The following is a 20,956-nucleotide window of genomic DNA, read 5'->3' on the forward strand; positions in this document are numbered from 1 at the left end:
ACTTCGCTCAGACAAATACGCTTACAAACAAAAGGCTCACGGCGCGTTATACTCACCTTACCCTTTTCTCAACTCCATAGATCGTTCATGTCACCCTCACGAATCCATTTTTTAAAATCCGGCGTTCAAATCCACGGCAGCTTCCATGTTGGCCTCTTTCTGCTCTCATTATGTGCCGTTGACACCTTCACGACTATACTAACAGACCCAACTAACAATATGATCTTAGCCGCCACCCTACTTCTACGCGGCTGTATGCAAATCATCTTCGGGCAAAAGCACCAAAAACTCTCTTACTCAACCTGCTGGCTCACCAATTTATCCGCAACATTTTACTTAACAGCAGGGGCCGCACTGATTGACGAGCCAGATGGCGGCTCCACATTGCTCACATTTGTTCTACTCACCTGCCTTGCGTTTGCAGGGATAGCGCGCATGTTCTGGGCCTGCACCCACCGAGATATTCGAAACTGGCTCATCATCGCCATCAGTGGATGCTTCACCTCACTCACAGGCGTTTTATTATATCTCAGCCTGCCGTGGTCCACATCATGGCTGCTCGGAGGGCTACTCTCACTCGAACTTCTTGTCGCAGGGACGGCCGCCCTCATCCTCGCCTTTACCGTACGCTTCGTTGACTAAACGCGAGGCGTTAAACGCCCCGTACCGCCGCAGCCAATGCACTGATTTGTTGCGTCACAGCAGGCACAGTCTGCCCTGTAGCCTTCCCGTCCACCAAGGTTCCCGCCAAAGTTCTAATCAGCGTAGACGCCACAACAGCCGCATCCCCAATTTGAGACGCCACCCGCGCTTGCTCTGGCGTTGAAATGCCAAAGCCAATCGCCACCGGGACCGACGTCACCGCCTTAACCTTCGGTACTGCCGCAGCCAATTGCTCGGCAGATGCACTGGCCGTCCCCGTAATCCCGGTAATACTTACATAGTACACAAACCCACTGGCCTCACGCAGTACATGCACTAACCGCTCATGCGTCGTATTCGGTGCAACCAATGCAATAATATCCAGCCCATGCGCCTCAGCATGTGGCCGCAACCACTGCGCTTCTTCCGTCGGTAGATCCACCAAAATCACACCATCCACACCCGCTTGCGCCGCATCACGGCAAAAAGCATCCGCACCATAAGTATGAATCGGGTTCAAATACCCCATCAGCACAATCGGCGTGCTCTGGTCATGCTCACGGAAGCGCTGCACCATCTCCAACACACCCGCCAGAGTGGCCCCAGCCTTCAAACCACGCTGCGCTGCCAATTGGATGGTTGGACCATCTGCAGAAGGATCTGAAAAAGGCACACCCACTTCAATAATATCAGCACCGGCTTCCGGCATCGCTTTCAGCAACGCCAAGGACGTTTCCAAATCCGGGTCATACGCCTGCAAATAAGGAATGAGCGCACCACGACCTTCAGCTTTCAATGCCTCAAAACGCGCTTGAATACGGCTCACAGCTCAACCCCCACATGCTTCGCAACCGTGAAGATATCTTTATCCCCCCGCCCCGATAAATTCATAACAATGATCTGATCTTTACCCATCGTCGGTGCAATTTTAATGACATGCGCCAAAGCATGCGCAGACTCCAACGCAGGCAGAATCCCTTCCTGACGTGAGCAAAGCTGGAACGCCTCTAACGCTTCTTGGTCCGTCACCCCAACATATTCAACGCGCCCAATATCATTCAGCCAAGAATGCTCAGGCCCAATACCCGGATAATCCAGCCCCGCACTGATAGAATGTGCTTCATCAATCTGACCATCCGCATTTTGCAACAAATATGTCCGATTACCATGCAAAACACCCGGACGCCCCCGCGAAACAGACGCCGCCGTTTTCCCAGAATCCAGCCCCAAACCAGCCGCTTCTGCGCCAATAAGCTTCACATCCACATCATCAAGGAACGGATGGAAAATACCCATCGCATTTGAACCGCCACCAATCGCGGCAACAATCGCATCCGGCAAACGCCCTTCTGCTTCCAAAATCTGCGCCTTCGTCTCTGTCCCAATAACAGACTGAAAATCACGCACCATTTCTGGGTAAGGATGCGGCCCAGCCACCGTCCCTACAAGGAAATACGTATCTTCCACATTGGCCACCCAGTCACGCATGGCCTCATTCATGGCATCTTTTAGCGTACCAGCCCCCGCCGTAACCGGCCGCACCTCAGCACCCAACAAATTCATACGAAACACATTCGGCTTTTGGCGCTCAACATCCGTCGCGCCCATATAAACCGTACATTTCAAGCCAAACAGCGCACAAACCGTGGCCGTCGCCACCCCATGCTGACCAGCACCCGTCTCCGCCACGATACGGGTCTTCCCCATACGCCGCGCAACAAGAATTTGCCCCATCACATTATTCAGCTTGTGCGAACCCGTATGGTTCAACTCTTCACGCTTAAGATAAATTTTCGCTCCACCCAAGCTTTCCGTCAGGCGGCGCGCAAACCATAACGGACTCGGACGGCCAACATAATCTTTATAATAAAATGCGAGCTCTTTCTGAAAAGACGGGTCCGCCTGCGCCGCCCGATAGGCCTCTTCAAGCTCCAAAATCAACGGCATTAACGTCTCTGCAACAAACCGCCCGCCAAATTCTCCAAACCACCCACGCCCATCAGGCCCTGACCGCAACGAGTTCGGAAGAGTAACCTGCGCCGGTGTGGCGGTAGAAGAAGCAGACATCGCACTAACACTCACTTCAAAAACAATACCCTTCTGCGATACCAATTCCTGCCCCCGCCGTCCATCAAGGAAGCGCCATCAACCCACACAATAAAATACATCTCAACCACAGCAGACACTCGAGCGCCCTCATAAAAGAACCTGCTTAAACGTTTTTATATTGGAACAGTAATCAACCCATTATACACCTTGCTCAAACATAATTTTTATTCAATTTTCTTGAGCTCATACCCTATTCTGTGCAGGTGCGGCCATTCATGTTTTTTCTCAAACATCTTTTCCACCGTCGCCCACACCACCCCCCCAAACCTCTCACACTCGCAGACATTGCCACACATGTCACAACCCTTGAGGAAGCCCCGTCTTATCCCGCCGCTTTGCTCAATAACGGCTCTTTAAACGCCAACACACACTCACTTTTCCAAGACTGGGCCACCAGCCCTTGCACATTGCGCCAATACACACTGGAAAATGTCGTCTTAGACACCGCTTCCATGATGTTTTTCAAAGATGGCCAACCCATCATTGATACCGCTTACCTCCAATCGCCCGACATCATTCCATCCCTCGCCATACGAGAAGACACCCTCATCCCCGCCCCGCCCGGACAAGACGTAATGGCTGCCTGTTTTGACCACTGGCATCAAAATTATTACCACTGGATTACCCACACAATTCCAACGCTTTTTCATCTCAAAAACAGCCACTACAAGGACGGCCTCATCTTGCCCCCCCTCACAGCATGGCAAGAAGACACCATTCGCTTACTCGGCTTTGATCCCTCGCACAGCACACGCACAAAACCGGGGGAACAATACGCCTTTCATACCGTCCTCTATACCGATTGCGTCCGAGGAACTGCCGATTTCTCAGCCCTCACATCATCACGACGCGCCTATCACACCCTCGCCCAAACATGCCCCCCACCCGCACACACAACCACCTCGCCCCATCTTTTTATTGAACGAGGCCAAGCCCCTAACCGCTTCATCCACAACGAACCCGAACTGGCTAAAGCCCTCACCGAAATCGGTTTCACCACTGTAAAACCTGAAACCTTAAACATCGCCGAGCAAATACACCTCTTTTCACAAGCACGCATCGTTATAGGCTCTCTCGGCGCCGGCATGGCTAACCTCGCATGGTGCAAACCCGGCACAATCATCTGCGAACTCGTGCCACAACAACACATCAATCCCTGCACCTTAGCCTTAGCAATGCAAATGCAGCTCCATTATTGGGGAGAGCCCATCGAAACAGGCGTCGAAATCGCCAGTCACGTTACCCCCGCCCAAAAAGGGTTCGACATCCCCAAAATTGTGCAACGCGCCAAAGAAATGATACATTACGCCTCTTCTATGAAATAATAGATGCCCCCACACCCTATGGCTGCCCTTCATGCTCCTCACCCGCCCCATTGGAACACCCGCCTATGAAATGGGGCCACACACCCGGCTCGACAGCATCCCATGGGTTGACCTGCTCAACCCCACAGAAGACGAAATCACACGCGCCACCGAAAAACTCGGCATCCACATCCCCAGCCGGGCAGAACTCAGCGAAATTGAAAGCTCATCGCGCCATTATGAACGTGACGGCGCCCTGTATCTCTCCGGCCCACTGGTCCGCCGTTACGAGACTGGCCCCGTCATCCGGCCCGTAGGCTTCATCTTATCCCCCACACATCTCATCACCATCCGCTACGCAGACTACCCAGCCTTTGACCGTATCGGCCTCGCTCTGGCGGAACACACCGCAGAAAACCCCGCCCCAACACCGACAAATCTCCTCACGGACCTCATCGAAGACATCATCAACCGCTTGGCTGACTTACTGGAAAATGTCGGCCATACCCTCGATACACTCTCACATTGTATTTTCAGCAGTGATGACCGGCAGCGCCATCACACCCGCAGTGGCGCAACCCTCCGCACCACACTACGCCACCTTGGAAATACCGGGGACCTCGCCTCCATGATCCGAGACTCCCTCTTATCCATTGATCGTATCCGCCTACATCTAGACACAATAACCGCTCACACCCTCGCACACACCCAAACACCGCCAAAAGCAGATCACGCCCTCACCACAGATCTCATCCACAATCGTCTCGATACCGCAGGGCGAGACATCGCCTCACTCAACGAGTTCAACACACAGATAAACAATAAAGTGCAATTCCTACTGGACGCCACATTAGGCTTCATCAATATCGAACAAAATGACGGCATGAAAATCCTCACCGTCGCCAGCTCCATCGGTATTATGCCGACCCTCATCGCCGGTATTTACGGCATGAACTTCCGCATCATGCCAGAACTCAACTGGAGCTTCGGTTACCCCTTCGCCATACTCCTCATGCTCAGCTCCATCGCCCTCCCCCTCTTCTGGTTCTGGCGGCGCGGCTGGCTCACCCGACTTTAAGAGCCCTTTTGGAAAAGATTGGCAGCGCTGAAACGGACCCCGAGAAGAACTCCGCCTCATCATGAAAATGGCGGTAATCCGATCCGCTATTTTCTGACGCCATATGCACGCCAGAAAGACTGATGTGGTGTCAGATAACCCATTGTCAAAAAGGCTCTAAAAAGAAAGGCCCCATCTTCTAACGAAGACAGGGCCTTGCACCATTGACGTAAAAACGCGCCTCACCGAGCAACCCGCGTCCCAACATCCAAGACTTTTTCTGGCAAAACAGAGCGTTGGAACGATACAGAATAACGCTTCAACTGCCGCTCCCACGGCCTAACATCACTCCCCTCCGGCAGGACAACACTATCCACACCACAGCGCTTCAAAAAATCCGCCTGATCCGGCAATACATGCCCCTCAACACGAATTTCACCGCCAAAATGCAAATACTCCCGCAATTCGCGCGCCTGCGTGAACCCGCGTCCATCACGAAAAATCGGAAAACGCAGGACCACCAATTCCAAACGGTTCAGATACGGCTTCAACGCCGCAACCTCATCCCCACTCTCCAACACCACCGAACGCGCTTCACCCTGCTCAACCAAGTCCGCCAGCGTCACAGGCTCGGCATAATGCCCAGCCTCACGCGCCCCAAGATTAAACAGTGTCATACGCTGCCTCCTTAAACGGAGCCTCACCCACACGTTTCAACGTCTCAAGGAAACTTTCCTGCCCTGAGCGTTCCTGCAAATACCGATCCACAATCCGCGCAATCGCATCCACCGTGTCATCTTCCGGCAAGGCTGGCCCCAAAATCTTCCCAACAGTAGCCTGATCATCAGCCCGACCACCCAGCGTCATCTGGAAAAACTCTTCACCGCGCTTATCAACACCTAACAAGCCAATATGCCCCGCATGGTGATGCCCACAGGCATTAATGCAGCCAGAGATATTAATTTGCAGCGCACCAATCTGCTCCTGCAACGTCATATCCGCAAAACGCGCACCCAGTTTCTGCGCAATCGGAATCGAACGCGCATTGGCCAAAGCGCAATAATCCAGCCCAGGGCACGCCACAATGTCCCCAATCAAGCCAACATTCGGTGCGCCAAGCCCCACGTCAACCAATCCACGCCACAAATCATAAAGCTGATCCTGCCGTACATGGCCAAACACCACATTTTGCAAATGCGTCGTCCGCAATTCACCATACGCAAAACGTTCAGACAGCCCAGCTAACCGATCCAACTGATCCGCCGTCACATCACCCGGAATCTCTCCCGGCGGCTTTAACGACACAACCGCAATGATATGCCCCTCTGAACGATGAGCATGCGTATTACTCCGCACCCAACGGTCAAACACCATATTCTGCGCGCGCTGCTCCGCCAAAACTGCAGCAGCCCCCTCCGGCGCTTGCAAATCGGGCGCAGCAAAACGTGCTTCAATCGACGCCACCATCTCCGGGCTTAAACGGTAACGCGCAATATCCATCTGCGCGAGTTCCGCCTCAACCTCGTTACGATAAGCGGCAACCCCCAACGCCTGAACCAGAATCTTGATTCGTGCTTTGTAAATATTATCGCGCCGCCCATGCGCATTATACACACGGATAATCGCCTCAAGCGTAGCGAGCAAACGCTCCTCCGGCACAGAATCATACAGTTCCTGCCCCACAATCGGCGTACGCCCTAAGCCACCCCCCACAAAGATCTGAAAGACGACACGCCCATCATCACCAGGCCGCGCTATAACTCCAATATCATGGAAACGCGCCGCCACTCGGTCATTCGGACTACCCGAAATCGCAATTTTGAACTTACGCGGCAAGAACGTAAATTCCGGATGCAATGTGGACCATTGGCGCAAAATCTCAGCATGCACACGCGGATCCACTAATTCATCCGCCGCAGCCCCGGCAAACTCATCGGACGTCACATTCCGAATACAATTACCGGATGTCTGCAACGCATGCATGTCCACATCCGCTAAAAGGCGCAGAATATCTGGCGTATCCTCAAGGCGTATCCAATTAAACTGAATGTTCTGCCGGGTCGTAAAATGCCCATAGCCCCGGTCATAACGCCGCGCCACATCCGCAAACGCACGCACCTGCGCTGCATTTAACGTGCCATACGGTACGGCGACACGCAGCATGTAAGCATGCAGTTGCAAGTACAAACCATTCATCAGGCGGAGCGGCTTGAACTCGTCCTCAGTCAGCGCACCATCCAAACGCCGCGCAACCTGCTCCGAAAACTCTTCAATACGCGCGGCCAAAAAATCCCGATCAACCTGATCGTACTGATATTGCCCAATAGCCGTTGTCATGCCCCGGCTCCTTCCTGCTGCTCATACGCAAATTGCGGATGTACCGTCGGCCCAAATGCACGAATACGCTCACGCATTGTCAGAGGTACGGGTCCACCCACTTCAGGGCGCACCGCAATTTCATAAATTCCCACAACACCATCAGCCTGCGCCCGGCTTTGAACCCCTTCAAGGCGCTCAGAAACGGCATCCGACACCAACACCTCAGCACGCTGAATCGCCGTCTGCCATGTATGATCAGCAGACAGCCAGACAATCGCTCCATCCAGCAGGCGGTTGGCTGTAATCACCAAACCCTCTCCCGCTCCGACGCGTACCGCGCGCTTCATGGTGCCTTCCCCTCATCAACCTTCTGCCAAACGCAGAATTACCGAAATTGAACGGTATAATGATTGATAATGGTGAATTATGGAAGAGGATTCACTGAAATTCGTCGCTAAATCGTCTTTATATAACGAATTATTTTAGTGTAAAATTAACTTTAAATCGCACTTACCCAACAACACACACCATCTTTCGGTGCGGAATCGGACCCTTGAAATAGACATCCCCAACCGCCGTAAGCCCGTGCTTTTCATAAAAACCAATGGCTGAAACACGTGCACTCAGCATAAACGTCTTCAAACCTAACGCAGCACAACGCTCAAAAGATGCCCTCAAAAGGGCAGAGCCAATACCTTGCCCCTGATACTCCTGCGAAACAGCAAATTTCCGCAGTTGCATTTCACCATCAGGAAGCACAAAAAGCGACGTACACCCAACGAGCGTATCACCGTCAAAAGCCCCCAGATGAACCGCCGTCTCATCATGCTCAACGCGGCATTCATCTTGCGTCAAATTCGGCCATAAAACCTGCTGCCGCAACGGCAAACAATCATCGACCGTAATATCACGTAGCGTTACACTCACAGACATAAAATTTTTCCCCCTTAAATAGAAAACGAAATAGGAGCACGACTCGGACGCTGCATACCGGCCTCTTCCGCCTGTCGCAGCAAGCTCTCCAGCGTCACAGCATCCATACGCGTGGCTATTTCACCATCCAATGTTTGCCAAAACGGTGAGAGCACCTTTTCCAAGAGTGGGTTTGACTCTTCTTCACTCGCGTCACGCTCTTCCATCACAGCACTGACAATATCATGCAACGTGATCGCACGTGGCGGACGCCCCAACCGATACCCCCCTTTAGGGCCACGCACACTGGATAACAGCCCTTCACGAGACAAGGCTTGCAACACTGGCTCAATCCCGCGCCGCAGCATATCGCCACGTCGCGCAATATCCGCGCCACTCACAACGCCCGCTCGCCCAGCATGAAACGCAACATCCAGCATAATCGAAACAGCCGTCAAAGCACGATCGCGGCGCAAATACATAAAAAATCCGTATTCCAAACCAAAACAGAAAAAACAGGCCACATAAGGCCCGATTGCTATTCGTATTTTTTACAAATACCCTCACCTTGTCAATAAAAAGCGATTACCCACCCATTACCCACTATAAAAAACACAAAAAAGGCGCCTCACAGCGCCTCTTCTGCTCAAACATCACAAAGCCCAAAATTACTTTTCGTGGATAAAATCCGCATTGTTACAATCTTTCGGCGCATTCACCGGGTTACACCGCGCAACGGCATGATCAGGGAACTCAACCGTGTAACCATGCCAAGGCGCAGGTTCCAACGCCGGATAATCCGTGCTGATAATCTGTGCACCACTGGCAAATGACACATCACGCCGCGTCACATCATTCGTACGCGCTTCCACCGTATTCGCATCCGCACGCGTCCGCACCAAATAACCCTGCTTCACCAAATCAGGGGTTTTATGCGCAGCTTCCGCATTATCAAACGTCGCCCCTTTTTGACCGGCAAATCCTTCATTCACTTCCGTATAAGCCGCATCAGGCTCACCCGGGCGGCCATTGGTAAACAACACACGCCCACGTAACCCCGGATGGTTCGCCACATAACGCTCCGTATCCTGCGGACGATCCAGAACGAACATGATTTTACCACGCTCAGACTCAACCGACGGCCAACCCTTCGTACGGATAGCCTCATTCACCGAAGGCGCATCCCCACGCACATCATCCGGCAGAATCAAATTCTTGCGCCCAATAACCTGCACAATTTCCTGATCCAACCGATCATACGTAGCCGTAGTAAAACGCTCAGGAACGGTAAATTGCAGCTTATCGCTTTTCAGCGGAATATCCTGCTTCGTTTCAATATCAATAAAAACAGGCAAATGACGCGGATGCGCTGCGGACCAATCACGAATAATCTGTAAGCACTTCGCAAATGGCTCACAATTTGAGCGCTGATCAATATCGACAATATGCATGACCTTAAAATCACGCCCTTGCATCAAAGCACTCGATCCTGAAGGAGCATCTGGCGTAATCCCGCTTTTGCGCTCCCATTCTGCACCACGCGGGTGGCTATATTGCCCCCCTTTACTATCCGCATAAATATCAATTTCAAGCTGACGAACACCACTATCCAACTGCCGATCCAGCGTCGTGTGCTTATAATCCAATGCTTCCGCAGCCTGCGGCGAAAACTTCGTTAACCACTGCAAAGTCGCCGGTGAAATATCAGTGCGGTAACTATTATGCGTCCCCACTACCTGTATCTGATTAAGACGAACATCCTGTGGGATACCCGCTGCAAAAGCGGATTGTGTCACCAAAGAACCGATTACAGACAAAAACGCCAGACGATACTTCATAATACAAAACCTAATTTTGAAATTAGGGCGCATAAAAATATCTAAACCAATAATAAAACAATAAAAATAATATGAAACATTTAAGCCATCATCGCATATGTGTCATATTATGTTAATAAAAACATCTTTTGAAATACATTCTCCTTAATACTAAAGCCCCATTTAATTCGTCCTTATCGTGACGTCTCGCTGACACAACAGCGCAAGACACATCATTTCAGAAAGACCACTTCATGACCCGCCGTACAATAAAATATACATCATTTCTGCTCTGTGCCTCCGCCCTTCTCCCCGTCGTCACATTGCACGCCGCACCAAACACAAAAAATACCGTGAAAAAGCCAACACAACACAGTGCTCCACATGACATGAACAGCACACAGGCTGATAATTACAGCGTGCGCGGCCACCGCCACGTTCTCGGCGGGGGCATGATGGTCCGTCAGACAGAACCCAAATCCATTAGCGCCGTCACCCAAGAATATATTTCCAAACAATCCCCCACCGTTTCACCGGGCACACTCGTCTCCAGCTTACCCGGCGTCCAAACAACCAATGAAGGCCCCCTCAGCACCTCCTCTGAAGGCATTCATATTCGTGGCCTAGACCAAACGCAGATTGGCCTCGTCTATGAAGGTGTCCCTTTGGCTGACCCCTTCTCATACGGCGCCTACACCTCCGCCATGGTCGATAACGAAAACCTCGGCTCCGTCTCCGTAAGCCAAGGCTCCTCAGACCTCACCGCACCAACCTACAATGCGGACGGCGCAGAAATGAGCATGTCCCTGCGCCACCCATCGGACAAAATGGCCGTTTATGCCGAAGCCTCAGGCGGCACACACAGCACCAACAAAGAATTTATCCGCTTTGATACCGGGGATATTCATAATAGCGGCTTCCGCGCCTTTGCCTCTGGCTCCTATTCCAGCGCTAATCTCTGGCGCGGCCCCGGCCAAATGGACCGCTGGCACATTGATTCCGCCGTTGAAAAACATTGGACACCCGCCAGCAGCTCAGAGCTGATTTTCAGCTATAACCAGGCCAACCAAACCGAATGGGTGTACCCAACTCTGGCACAATGGCGCACCTACGGCACCAGCTACACCACCCACGCCACATATACGAAGGGTGATACCTTCTTCTATAAACTCAACACGAAAGCGACCAACGCTGTTGTCGGCGCCCTCAAAAACCATTTTGACTTCGGCTCAGGCCTCAGCCTTGATGCAGAACCATACGCCATTGAAACCTTCGGCCCGAACAATTACGGCGCCAATATCCCCATCGCAAACGGCTATGTTGGCACCCAGAAATACGCCACACTGAACGGATATTCCGCACAAAGTGGCACCGTCACCGCCATTAGTATTCACCCATGGGTCCAAACCTCCAGCGGGCTTAATCTTGTCGGCGCATGGCATCATAACAACAACACATTGAAACTCTCATACTGGTACTCATACGCCGTTCATACAGAATACCAGAACCACTACCCCGTCGATGCCACCGGTCAGTACACCAAAAATAACGGCTACCTAACCGCGTTTAACGACATCTCCGTAAGCCAATACAACATTAATGGCTTCCAACAACTCAACGCCATCGGCCTCGAAGATCAAATTAAGCTGCTCAATAATCGCCTGACGATTGACGCTGGCCTGCGGACAAACATGATCTCACGAAGCTTCAGCCAAGACCTACCGGGCGCGGCCAATATCAAATCCGTCAAAAATATCTTCGTACCCACCCCGCAGGTCCTGATCAGCTATCAAATCAACGACCAAAACCAAGTCTATATCAATGGCACCACTGGCTACCGCGCTCCATCATCCTTCCAAGCACAAGTGCCGGTCTACACCTTCACAACCCCAGTCCCAGTCTCTGTCCCTCTCCAAAACTTCCGCCCAGAATACATGATCGGAGAAGAAATCGGCTTCCGCCATTATGGCCCCGTCATGTTCAACCTCGCGCTCTTTAATTACAATCTAACCCACCACCAGATCACCAGCGCCTCCTACCTGCCCAATTCCAGCATCATGGTCTCCCAGCCGATTGACGCCGGCGGTGAAAGCGCTCAAGGCATCCAAGCCGAACTCTCCACCGCACCATGGCACCATATCAGTGCCTATGCCGCCGGGCAGTTTATGCATACACGGATCGGCAATAACGTCGCATATCAAGGGGATTACCTCGCCTCAAAAGGCAAGCAGGAAGTCGCCTCCCCGAAATTCACCGGATCATTGGGCCTAACCTATGATGACGGCACCAATTTCGGGAACTTCAACCTGCGTTACACAGATTCACAATACTCCACCCTCATGAACGACCAATCCATCCCCTCCTACATCACATCTGACGTCTCTTTGGGCCGCTACTTGCCACAAGTCGGGCGCATTCATCCTAAAGCCATGCTCAGCATGATGAATGTGGGGGACAGCCACTATCTGGCACAAGTCAACGGCTTCTCAGGTGCCGCCAACGCAACACGCGGCGTCAATGGCAAAACCCTGTCCGCATCACAGCCCTCTTACAGCGTAGGCACAGGCTTTGCCACCATCGTCACCGTTGCTGGTACGTTTGAATAATCGCCTCATACCCCTTCCTCGGCCCCCTCTGGCCCGAGGAACCAAAGCCGAATTAGAATCAGAACCCAACAAAAAAAGGGAAGCCACAAGGCTTCCCTTTCTACGTTTCTAAAACCAGCGTTTTATTCGCCAGAATCATCATCCCCACTGCCATTGGGGGACACAGCAACAAACAACTGCTGCCCATCACGCAAAATACGCAACAGCGGCGGCTGCTTATGCCCCAGAGCATCATGCACTTGCGCCACAACCGATTTCGGCGTCGGCGTCACATGATTACCAACTGCTACAATAATATCACCCGGACGAATACCGGACTGATCCGCGGGTGAACCTTGGGTCACGTCCGCCACCACAGCGCCTTGCACACTTTCATCCAGCCCAAGCTCTTGGCGCGCACGCGGCGTCAATGCCGCCAGAGCAACCCCAAGTTTACCCGTCCCTTCTGATGCAGAAGACTCACTGTCACCATGCGCATGGTCCTGCGCGGCCATATTACCGACCGTAAACGGCACATCCACCGTCTTACCATCACGCAGAATACCCAGCGTCGCTTTCGCACCCGGCACAATACCCACAACGCGCACAGCCAAGTCATGACCATTCTTCACATCATGGCCATTCAGCGTCAAAATCACATCACCGCTCTTAACGCCCGCCTTTTCCGCAGGGCTACCCTTCATAACCGACGCCACGAGCGTACCATGCGGCGGAGCGCCCGGCTCAGAAGGCTTCAAGTTCAGTGCTTGCGCCATCGTCGGGCTAATGTCTTGGCCTTCAACACCCAGATATCCACGGATCACATGACCAGTCTTTTCCAACTGGTCGACCACAGACTTCACCGTGTTGGACGGAATAGCAAAGCCAATACCAATCGAGCCGCCGCCATTCGGTGAAATGATCATGGAGTTAATCCCCACAACCTTTCCATCCTGCGTAAAGAGCGGACCACCCGAGTTCCCGTGATTGATCGGCGCATCAACCTGAATAAAGTCGTTATATGCACCAGAATGCAGGTCACGTCCCAGAGCCGACACGATACCAGCCGTCACCGTACCGCCCAGCCCATAAGGGTTCCCAACAGCAATCACCCATTCACCCGGCTGAACATCGTCCGAGTCACCCAGTTCAATGAACGGCAACTTGCCCGTTGGCTTCACGCGCAACAACGCCACATCGGTCTTAGGGTCACGCCCAATAACCTTAGCAGGCAGCGTGGTGCCATCATCCAGCGTTACGCTTACCTTCGTCGCACCATTCACCACATGGTTATTCGTCACGACATAACCATCAGAGGAAATGATAAACCCTGACCCTCGCGCTTCAACCGTACGGTTTGGCTGTTGCTGCTGAGGCATCATTTGGAACGGAAAAGGGAAGGGGAAAGGCATTTCCTGCATGCCACCGCCGCCACCTTGCCCCATTGGGCCACCCTCTTCCTGCTCAGCCACATCTGCTTTGATATGCGCCGTAATCGACACAACAGCAGGCTTCACTTCCTTTACGAGGTTCACAAAATTCGGCAGCGCCTGCACCGTTGATTGCGGCTTAATGGCCCCTGTATCCGCATAAGCACTGGACACACCACCCATAGCCGTCGTGGCCAAAAGCGCCGTGCTCACAGCAAAAGCAGCAAGAGAAGAACGGAAACGTTGGGTCATAGCTGTTCCGATTGTCCTTTTACATAACAGTGAAAGTCGTAAACCGCCGACAAAGCGCTTACAGACACTCAGCCGTATCCTTCCCTACAGTTATGAAGACACACACCATTCTGCAAGCTGGCCGCTGCGTGAAAACTCCGTAAGCTATTACGACCTCGCACGTAATTGACGAAAAAAATCGCGCAATATCTGCGCTGAAGCACGCTCCCGCACACCACCAATCACTTCCGGCACATGCAAACACCCCGGCCGCTCAAACACACGCGCACCATGTTCCACCCCACCACCTTTCGGATCATAAGCCCCAAACACCACACGCTCACACCGAAAATGCACCATCGCCGCAGCACACATCGCACATGGCTCTAACGTCACCACAACCGTACAACCCAATAAACGCGGCGTCCCCAAACGCTGGGCCGCACGGCGCATCGCCAAAAGCTCCGCATGTGCAGACGCATCATGGCACGCTTCCACTTCATTCCGCCCAACGGCCACAACCGTCCCATCTGGCCCCAAAACCACCGCCCCCACTGGCACTTCACCAACCAAAGCCGCTTCATGCGCATACACCAAAGCATGGTCCATCACGGCCCCAACATCAGAGCAAACTACCCCCTCAACGTCCAAGCGCTCCCTTTTCATCCCCACACCAGCCTTCTACACATCACGACACGATGATTTTTTGAGCATTTTTTACAAAAAAGAACAGACATTCCGGCACAAACAGTTCAAAAGAACACCATGCACAGACCCCTTATCGGCCTGACACTTGATCATGAAAGCGGTGGCGAAAACTCTTTTTCCCGCTATCCATTTCATGCCATCCGTGAAAACTACCTAACGGCCCTCTCCCATGCTGGTGCACTCCCCGTCTGCCTCGGATACGATGCCCCTGCAGACGCGATGGTGGAGCGCCTCGACGCACTCGTCATCACAGGCGGCGCGTTCGATGTGGATCCCGCGCTTTACAACGCACCACCAGCCCCCGAAACAAGCCCGCGCCCTGAGCGTACACGTGCAGAACACGCCTTGCTCAAAGCAGCGCTCAAGCGTGACATCCCTATCCTCGGCATTTGCGGCGGCATGCAGCTTCTCGCCGTTGAAGCTGGCGGCACACTCATTCAACACCTCCCGCCCGAGGCTGGACACGAACAACCTAACCCACGCCATGAGCCAGGACATACCGTCACGCTCGTGCCAAATACCCTCCTCGCATCCATCGTTGGCAACACAACGATGAACGTTAACTCTGCCCATCATCAAGCAGTACACCATGCCGGAACAGCCCGCATTTCCGCCCATGCCCCTGATGGTGTTATTGAAGCAATCGAGTTAACACACGCCCGTTTTGCCATTGGTGTACAATGGCATCCTGAATTCTCTCTCGACCCCGGGGACCAACGCTTGTATGCGGCCCTCGTGGAGGCAAGCCGATGACCGAAGACACCAATCCAAACACCGACTCAAACACTAACGAACCTCGTGGCGAACGTATTGCCAAATATCTCGCCCGCGCCGGCGTCGCCAGCCGCCGTGATGTTGAGCGTATGATCACCGAGCGCCGCATCCGCATTGGCGGAAAAACCATTGAGCATCCCGCGACCTTTGTGCAGCGCGGCGACATCGTCATCGTTGATGGCAAACCCATTGACCACCCAGACCGCACCCGCCTGTGGCGTTACCACAAGCCAGACGGCCTGATGACCACGCATAAAGACCCACAAGGCCGCCCGACCGTCTTCGAATCTCTGCCCCCCGGCCTACCACGCGTCATTAGCGTCGGGCGTCTGGATATTAATTCGGAAGGTCTTTTGCTCCTCACCAATGACGGTGAACTGGCCCGCCGCCTAGAACTGCCCGGCAATGCGTGGATCCGCCGCTACCGCGTACGTGTCTTCGGTGTTGTGGACGAAAAGCGCCTTGCATCCCTGATCGATGGCTTTGAGTTTGAAGGCATCCGCTACGGCTCCATCGAAGCTGAACTCGATTCCAGTAAGGGCGATAATTCATGGCTCACGGTCAGCCTCCGTGAGGGCAAAAACCGTGAAATTCGTAACGTGATGCGCGGTCTCAACCTCCATGTCAGCCGCCTGATCCGCCTTTCCTACGGCCCCTTCCAGCTCGGTTCATTAAAAGCGCGTGAGCTGACTGAAGTTGCGGGTAAAACGCTGCGTGAACAAATCCCCGAACTCCACACCTCAAAAGGGAGCCACTAATCTATGCGGATTGTCGGCGGCTCACTCAAAGGGCGCGCACTCATTGCGCCCTCAGGCAACACCACACGCCCCACATCAGACCGTGCACGTCAGGCTATTTTTGACATGCTGGTTCATGCCCCATGGTATGGCCGCGAAGCCCTCGAAAACGCGACCGTCCTGGACACTTATGCTGGCACGGGCGCACTGGGTATTGAAGCCCTATCACGCGGCGTTGAACATGCTGCATTCATTGAGCGGGACCGCAACGCACTCAATGCCCTCCGCGCAAACCTAACCGCCTTCCAACTCCGGGACCGCAGCCGCGTCCTATCATGCAGCACCACGCACCCTCCACGCGCTGAACGCCCCTACGACCTTGTGTTTCTTGACCCTCCTTACGGGAAAAACTTAGTCGAATCGGGTATCGCCGCACTGCGCCGTACCGGCTGGCTTGCTGAGGGTGCACTCATCGTCGCCGAAACCGGCGCGAAAGAGGACTTCGTTCCCCCTACGCCATTAACTCGACACAATATTTTGGCCAAAGTGCAGGGAAATGCCGAGCCAGATGAGACAAACAAACCTGAAATTTTGGCAGAACGTCGCTTTGGGGCTGCAAAAGTGACAATCTGGAAATATTCAAGCATTGTTTCTTAAGATACGTTCTGTATGCAGAGGCTACACAGGCTCATCATGAGCGGTGTGGCCGTACAGATGACGGATACATTCTAAAAGACGGGGTGAAAAACTTGGCCGTGTTCAGCCGATCGACCAACGCGATGCGTGAAACACTGAACGAAGCCCGCAAACGCTCCATGCCACCCGGCCTTCGTACTGCAGTCAATGCCCGCTTACTTGAGCTTCTAGGCCTCGTATTCCTCATATTGGCCGTCGGCATTGCACTGGCACTGTGGAGCTTTAATCCACTCGATCCATCTTTCAACACATCCACCGGCACAAGCCCAACCAATCTTTTGGGCCGAACTGGCGCCACCATTTCGGACGCTCTGATCCAATGGTTCGGCCTTGGCAGTGGTCTCCCGATTATCGTACTGCTGGCATGGGCATGGCGCATGGTCCGCCACCACCACCTTGGCATGGCCGTCATCCGTATTTTTGCCGCTCTTGCCCTTCTCCCTGCAGGTGCCGCCTTTATCGGTACCTTAGCCGAACTCATTCCCGGTCTCGACATCCCATGGCCAACAGAATCGCGCCTCGGCGGAGAACTCGGGCACTCCTGTGCAACACATTTACTCGATGCCGCCCGTGCAGAAGCCGGCAGCGCCGGTAGCACCATCGCACTCTTCTTAGTGTTCTTACTGATGGGCATGCTACTACCCCTCGCCATGGGCCTTCAATGGCGTGAATGGCGCGCCCTCGGCAACGGTATTCTCACCCTCGCACGTCAACCCATCCTCCTCGCACGCCGCATAAGCGGAGAACATACAGCGCCGGACACAACACCCGCCCCCCCTAATCCGCGTGATTATGAGTATTATAACTCACCCAATACCCCCACACGCAAAAATGCTGACGGCTCAACACCAGCCCCCAACACAGCCCCCCTGTCATTCTTAAAGCGTAATCTCAACCGCGCAGCGCCCGTCAACGCCCCAGAACCCTTCGTGCCGCAGAATACAGGCTGGATGCACCCACCAGCAGACACCACACCACATGACCTCCCCCCCACGCCCGAAGCCACACATCAACCGCCCTCAGAACCCATTATCGTGGAAGCACCCGCCAACCGTTACGCTGAACGCTTGGCAGAAATTGAACGGCACCGCGCAACACCTCCAGAGACCCGCTCTCCCATTGATGAGGGAGAAGATGAAGCACCCCCAACCCCACTTGGTGCCCCCTCCCCTACCACACAGCCTAAGCGCAGCTTTCTGGAACGCCTACGCCCAGAGCGCCCTGCACCTGTGACACCACAACATCAGACCCAAGCACCATCACCCACGCCAGCCGCCGCAACCACCCGCACGCCCGTGTCTAGCGGCTGGGAACACCCCCCCATGGCACTCCTAAACCCACCACCTCCACATGCCGCCAACAACGCCCCGTCAGACGAAGATCTACAACGCAAAGCCCGCATGCTCGAAGGCGTGTTGTCTGATTACGGCGTCCAAGGTGAGATTGGTGACATCCACGCAGGCCCCGTCGTTACACTATACGAACTCACACCTGCGCCGGGTATTCGTTCATCACGCGTCATTGGCTTGGCCGATGATATCGCACGCTCTCTCTCCGTCTTGAGCGTGCGTATCGCCACCGTCCCCGGCCGTAACGTCATTGGCATCGAAGTGCCAAATGCGAAGCGCCAAACCGTCTATTTCTCAGAGCTCCTCCGTTCAGCCGAATGGGAGAACGCACCAGGCCGCCTCAAAATCGCTCTCGGCAAAGACATTTCCGGCGCACCGATTTATACAGACCTCGCAAAAATGCCGCACCTTCTGGTGGCTGGTACGACAGGTTCTGGTAAATCCGTCGGCGTGAACGCTATGATCTTGTCACTCCTCTACCGCCTTAGCCCGGAAGAGTGCCGCCTGATCATGATTGACCCCAAGATCCTCGAATTGTCGATTTATGACGGCATCCCGCATCTCCTCACGCCCGTCGTAACAGAACCCACAAAAGCCGTTAGTGCGCTCAAATGGACCGTGCAGGAAATGGACCGCCGTTACCGCCTTATGGCGCATCTACAAGTGCGTAATATCGGGGGCTACAACGACCGCGTTGCACAACTCCGCGGCACCGGCGAAATGGTCACACGCCGCGTCCAAACCGGCTTTGACCCTGAAACCGGCAAACCCGTCTTTGACGAACAGCAAGTCCCGCTCGAAAACCTCCCCTATATCGTGGTTGTTATTGACGAAATGGCAGACCTCATGATGGTCGCAGGCAAGGAAATTGAAACTGCTGTACAGCGCCTTGCTCAAAAAGCCCGTGCTGCCGGTATCCACGTCATCATGGCCACACAACGCCCGTCAGTTGACGTCATTACCGGCACGATTAAGGCCAACTTCCCAACCCGTATCTCTTTCCAAGTCATCAGTAAGTTCGACAGTCGTACCATTCTACAAGAACAAGGCGCTGAACAACTGCTGGGACAAGGCGATATGCTCTTCATGCAAGGCGGCGGCCGCATCACCCGTGTCCATGGCCCCTTCGTCGCTGATGATGAAGTTGAAGCCGTCGTGGCCGATCTCCGTACCAAGGGCGATCCAATCTATAATGATGACGTCGTCTCTGGAGAGGAAGAAGAAGCCCCACGCGCAAGCAGTGGTGCGTCCAGTGGCGGTGATGGTGAGAATAACCTCTTCGACCAAGCTGTTGAGATCGTTACACGTGAAGGCCGCGCCTCCACAAGCTTCATCCAGCGCCATCTTTCAATCGGCTATAACCGCGCTGCCAAGCTGATTGAACAAATGGAAAAAGAAGGCATCATCGGTCCCGCAAACCACGTCGGGAAGCGCGAAATTCTAGTCCGCCGCCAAACTGATGAAGACTAAACCCCCTTCCTTAACAGGCATCAAGAAAAGCCCTGCCCTCTTCCGGGCAGGACAAGACCTCCCTCTTCTCTACACCAGTCCACACTACCTGATCATCAACAAACCCAGTGGCCTTGCCGTACATCCCGGCCCCCGCACACCAGATAGCGTTGAAACCCGCCTCGTCCCGCATCCTCGCGGGGGGCCGTGGCTCGTCCATCGGCTTGACCGAGATACATCAGGCTGCCTCTTGATCGCACGGCGGAAAACTGCGCTTATCGCGGCCCAAAATGCCTTCACACAACGCCATGTACACAAAACCTACTGGGCCATTGTCAACGGACGCCCTCCCAACGAAGAAGGCACCCTCACAGTACCCCTCAAAAAACATACAACACCAACAGGCTGGCGCATGATCAGTGACCCCGAGGGAGATCATGCTGAAACACATTGGCGCGTGCTCACACATAAAGACGGCAAAAGCCTTCTGGAGCTTGACCTAAAAACAGGACGCACCCACCAAGCGCGTATTCACTGCGCCATCCTTGGCACCCCCATCCTCGGAGACAACGTCTATGGCCAGCAGCACTCACATGGCCTCCACCTTCTCGCGCGCGGCCTCACTGTCACCCTTCCAGAGGAAAATTTAACTGCACAAGCTCCCCTGCCTGAGCACTTTTTAGCCATTTTTGATCATACGCTTCACGCGTGAAACACCTGCCACGATACCAGATCTCGTGCGGATCACTAGGTGACCACCTCACCGAAGATACGACCAGCTCTTATGCTCAAAATCCACTGCAAGCGCATGCCTCTTCCGCCTGAAGATCGCAATAA

The 20,956-nt window shown here is 53.8% G+C and carries 19 protein-coding genes; 9 read left to right on the top strand and 10 right to left on the bottom strand.

The genetic code is table 11. The annotated features are described in order from the left end of the window. The first annotated feature begins 87 nt into the window (after window positions 1-87). Complete coding sequence (locus NTH01S_RS06010) at window positions 88-642, top strand: HdeD family acid-resistance protein (protein WP_157070882.1); 555 nt, start codon at window positions 88-90, stop codon at window positions 640-642. A gap of 10 nt (window positions 643-652) precedes the next feature. Here the strand turns inward: NTH01S_RS06010 and trpA are convergent, their stop codons facing one another. Continuing rightward, a complete protein-coding gene (gene trpA / locus NTH01S_RS06015; RefSeq protein ID WP_068171014.1) occupies window positions 653-1,468 on the bottom strand; it encodes a tryptophan synthase subunit alpha in 816 nt (271 codons plus the stop codon). Further along, window positions 1,465-2,709 carry a tryptophan synthase subunit beta gene (trpB, locus tag NTH01S_RS06020; RefSeq protein WP_068171016.1) on the bottom strand — a complete coding sequence of 415 codons (1,245 nt, stop codon included), beginning with the start codon at window positions 2,707-2,709 and terminating at the stop codon, window positions 1,465-1,467. Before trpB ends, trpA begins: the two co-directional genes overlap by 4 nt. 257 nt (window positions 2,710-2,966) lie before the next feature. On the opposite strand from trpB, the gene NTH01S_RS06025 reads away from it, so the two are divergent. Then, window positions 2,967-4,076: a glycosyltransferase family 61 protein gene (locus NTH01S_RS06025; protein ID WP_068171020.1), complete on the top strand. Its 1,110-nt coding sequence runs from the start codon at window positions 2,967-2,969 to the stop codon at window positions 4,074-4,076. 31 nt (window positions 4,077-4,107) lie between these two features. Further along, a complete protein-coding gene (locus NTH01S_RS06030; RefSeq protein ID WP_068171026.1) occupies window positions 4,108-5,133 on the top strand; it encodes a magnesium transporter CorA family protein in 1,026 nt (341 codons plus the stop codon). A 221-nt stretch (window positions 5,134-5,354) separates the two neighbouring features. On the opposite strand, the gene NTH01S_RS06035 is transcribed toward NTH01S_RS06030, so the two are convergent. From NTH01S_RS06035 to NTH01S_RS06060, 6 genes are all read right to left on the bottom strand, one after another. Continuing rightward, window positions 5,355-5,789 (bottom strand): DUF934 domain-containing protein, encoded by a 435-nt coding sequence (locus NTH01S_RS06035; RefSeq protein ID WP_068171029.1) that lies wholly within the window; start codon window positions 5,787-5,789, stop codon window positions 5,355-5,357. Beyond that, the gene (locus NTH01S_RS06040; protein ID WP_068171031.1) at window positions 5,776-7,449 is read right to left on the bottom strand and encodes a nitrite/sulfite reductase; all 1,674 of its coding nucleotides are present in this window, start codon (window positions 7,447-7,449) and stop codon (window positions 5,776-5,778) included. The genes NTH01S_RS06035 and NTH01S_RS06040 overlap by 14 nt, the downstream gene beginning before the upstream one ends. After that, window positions 7,446-7,778, bottom strand: a complete 333-nt coding sequence (locus NTH01S_RS06045; RefSeq protein ID WP_068171033.1) for a DUF2849 domain-containing protein — start codon at window positions 7,776-7,778, stop codon at window positions 7,446-7,448. Before NTH01S_RS06045 ends, NTH01S_RS06040 begins: the two co-directional genes overlap by 4 nt. 163 nt (window positions 7,779-7,941) lie before the next feature. Continuing rightward, complete coding sequence (locus NTH01S_RS06050; protein ID WP_068171035.1) at window positions 7,942-8,364, bottom strand: GNAT family N-acetyltransferase; 423 nt, start codon at window positions 8,362-8,364, stop codon at window positions 7,942-7,944. Between the two features lie 14 nt (window positions 8,365-8,378). After that, window positions 8,379-8,825 (bottom strand): RrF2 family transcriptional regulator, encoded by a 447-nt coding sequence (locus NTH01S_RS06055; protein WP_068171037.1) that lies wholly within the window; start codon window positions 8,823-8,825, stop codon window positions 8,379-8,381. A 186-nt stretch (window positions 8,826-9,011) separates the two neighbouring features. Next, the gene (locus NTH01S_RS06060; RefSeq protein WP_068171039.1) at window positions 9,012-10,181 is read right to left on the bottom strand and encodes a phosphatidylinositol-specific phospholipase C1-like protein; all 1,170 of its coding nucleotides are present in this window, start codon (window positions 10,179-10,181) and stop codon (window positions 9,012-9,014) included. A 233-nt stretch (window positions 10,182-10,414) separates the two neighbouring features. Here NTH01S_RS06060 and NTH01S_RS06065 point away from each other — a divergent pair, with 233 nt between their 5' ends. Continuing rightward, window positions 10,415-12,766, top strand: a complete 2,352-nt coding sequence (locus NTH01S_RS06065) for a TonB-dependent receptor (protein ID WP_068171040.1) — start codon at window positions 10,415-10,417, stop codon at window positions 12,764-12,766. 122 nt (window positions 12,767-12,888) lie between these two features. Here the strand turns inward: NTH01S_RS06065 and NTH01S_RS06070 are convergent, their stop codons facing one another. Then, on the bottom strand, window positions 12,889-14,427 hold the full coding sequence (locus NTH01S_RS06070; RefSeq protein ID WP_068171042.1) for a Do family serine endopeptidase: 1,539 nt from the start codon (window positions 14,425-14,427) through the stop codon (window positions 12,889-12,891). Between the two features lie 147 nt (window positions 14,428-14,574). Further along, window positions 14,575-15,072: a nucleoside deaminase gene (locus tag NTH01S_RS06075; protein ID WP_370664305.1), complete on the bottom strand. Its 498-nt coding sequence runs from the start codon at window positions 15,070-15,072 to the stop codon at window positions 14,575-14,577. A 99-nt stretch (window positions 15,073-15,171) separates the two neighbouring features. Here NTH01S_RS06075 and NTH01S_RS06080 point away from each other — a divergent pair, with 99 nt between their 5' ends. The 5 genes from NTH01S_RS06080 to NTH01S_RS06100 all read left to right on the top strand — a co-directional run bounded on the left by NTH01S_RS06080 (window position 15,172) and on the right by NTH01S_RS06100 (window position 20,831). After that, a complete protein-coding gene (locus NTH01S_RS06080) occupies window positions 15,172-15,867 on the top strand; it encodes a gamma-glutamyl-gamma-aminobutyrate hydrolase family protein (protein WP_068171045.1) in 696 nt (231 codons plus the stop codon). Beyond that, a complete protein-coding gene (locus tag NTH01S_RS06085; protein WP_068171049.1) occupies window positions 15,864-16,646 on the top strand; it encodes a pseudouridine synthase in 783 nt (260 codons plus the stop codon). The genes NTH01S_RS06080 and NTH01S_RS06085 overlap by 4 nt, the downstream gene beginning before the upstream one ends. Window positions 16,647-16,649: 3 nt before the next feature. Beyond that, a complete protein-coding gene (rsmD, locus tag NTH01S_RS06090) occupies window positions 16,650-17,282 on the top strand; it encodes a 16S rRNA (guanine(966)-N(2))-methyltransferase RsmD (protein WP_068171052.1) in 633 nt (210 codons plus the stop codon). A 122-nt stretch (window positions 17,283-17,404) separates the two neighbouring features. Continuing rightward, a complete protein-coding gene (locus tag NTH01S_RS06095) occupies window positions 17,405-20,140 on the top strand; it encodes a DNA translocase FtsK (protein ID WP_068171055.1) in 2,736 nt (911 codons plus the stop codon). Beyond that, window positions 20,130-20,831: an RluA family pseudouridine synthase gene (locus NTH01S_RS06100; protein ID WP_084367059.1), complete on the top strand. Its 702-nt coding sequence runs from the start codon at window positions 20,130-20,132 to the stop codon at window positions 20,829-20,831. The genes NTH01S_RS06095 and NTH01S_RS06100 overlap by 11 nt, the downstream gene beginning before the upstream one ends. The last annotated feature ends 125 nt before the right edge of the window (window positions 20,832-20,956 follow it).

The sequence above is a fragment of the Neokomagataea thailandica NBRC 106555 genome, assembly GCF_001598495.1.
GTDB lineage: Bacteria > Pseudomonadota > Alphaproteobacteria > Acetobacterales > Acetobacteraceae > Gluconobacter > Gluconobacter thailandicus_A.

Coding starts and splice junctions, on each gene's coding strand:
- trpB (WP_068171016.1), bottom strand. CDS start 2,709: ATGTCTGCTTCTTCTACCGCCACACCGGCGCAGGTTACTCTTCCGAAC.
- NTH01S_RS06070 (WP_068171042.1), bottom strand. CDS start 14,427: ATGACCCAACGTTTCCGTTCTTCTCTTGCTGCTTTTGCTGTGAGCACG.
- rsmD (WP_068171052.1), top strand. CDS start 16,650: ATGCGGATTGTCGGCGGCTCACTCAAAGGGCGCGCACTCATTGCGCCC.
- NTH01S_RS06075 (WP_370664305.1), bottom strand. CDS start 15,072: ATGAAAAGGGAGCGCTTGGACGTTGAGGGGGTAGTTTGCTCTGATGTT.
- NTH01S_RS06085 (WP_068171049.1), top strand. CDS start 15,864: ATGACCGAAGACACCAATCCAAACACCGACTCAAACACTAACGAACCT.
- NTH01S_RS06060 (WP_068171039.1), bottom strand. CDS start 10,181: ATGAAGTATCGTCTGGCGTTTTTGTCTGTAATCGGTTCTTTGGTGACA.
- NTH01S_RS06045 (WP_068171033.1), bottom strand. CDS start 7,778: ATGAAGCGCGCGGTACGCGTCGGAGCGGGAGAGGGTTTGGTGATTACA.
- NTH01S_RS06100 (WP_084367059.1), top strand. CDS start 20,130: ATGAAGACTAAACCCCCTTCCTTAACAGGCATCAAGAAAAGCCCTGCC.
- NTH01S_RS06035 (WP_068171029.1), bottom strand. CDS start 5,789: ATGACACTGTTTAATCTTGGGGCGCGTGAGGCTGGGCATTATGCCGAG.
- NTH01S_RS06055 (WP_068171037.1), bottom strand. CDS start 8,825: ATGTATTTGCGCCGCGATCGTGCTTTGACGGCTGTTTCGATTATGCTG.
- NTH01S_RS06040 (WP_068171031.1), bottom strand. CDS start 7,449: ATGACAACGGCTATTGGGCAATATCAGTACGATCAGGTTGATCGGGAT.
- NTH01S_RS06080 (WP_068171045.1), top strand. CDS start 15,172: ATGCACAGACCCCTTATCGGCCTGACACTTGATCATGAAAGCGGTGGC.
- NTH01S_RS06030 (WP_068171026.1), top strand. CDS start 4,108: ATGCTCCTCACCCGCCCCATTGGAACACCCGCCTATGAAATGGGGCCA.
- NTH01S_RS06025 (WP_068171020.1), top strand. CDS start 2,967: ATGTTTTTTCTCAAACATCTTTTCCACCGTCGCCCACACCACCCCCCC.
- NTH01S_RS06065 (WP_068171040.1), top strand. CDS start 10,415: ATGACCCGCCGTACAATAAAATATACATCATTTCTGCTCTGTGCCTCC.
- NTH01S_RS06010 (WP_157070882.1), top strand. CDS start 88: ATGTCACCCTCACGAATCCATTTTTTAAAATCCGGCGTTCAAATCCAC.
- NTH01S_RS06050 (WP_068171035.1), bottom strand. CDS start 8,364: ATGTCTGTGAGTGTAACGCTACGTGATATTACGGTCGATGATTGTTTG.
- NTH01S_RS06095 (WP_068171055.1), top strand. CDS start 17,405: ATGCGTGAAACACTGAACGAAGCCCGCAAACGCTCCATGCCACCCGGC.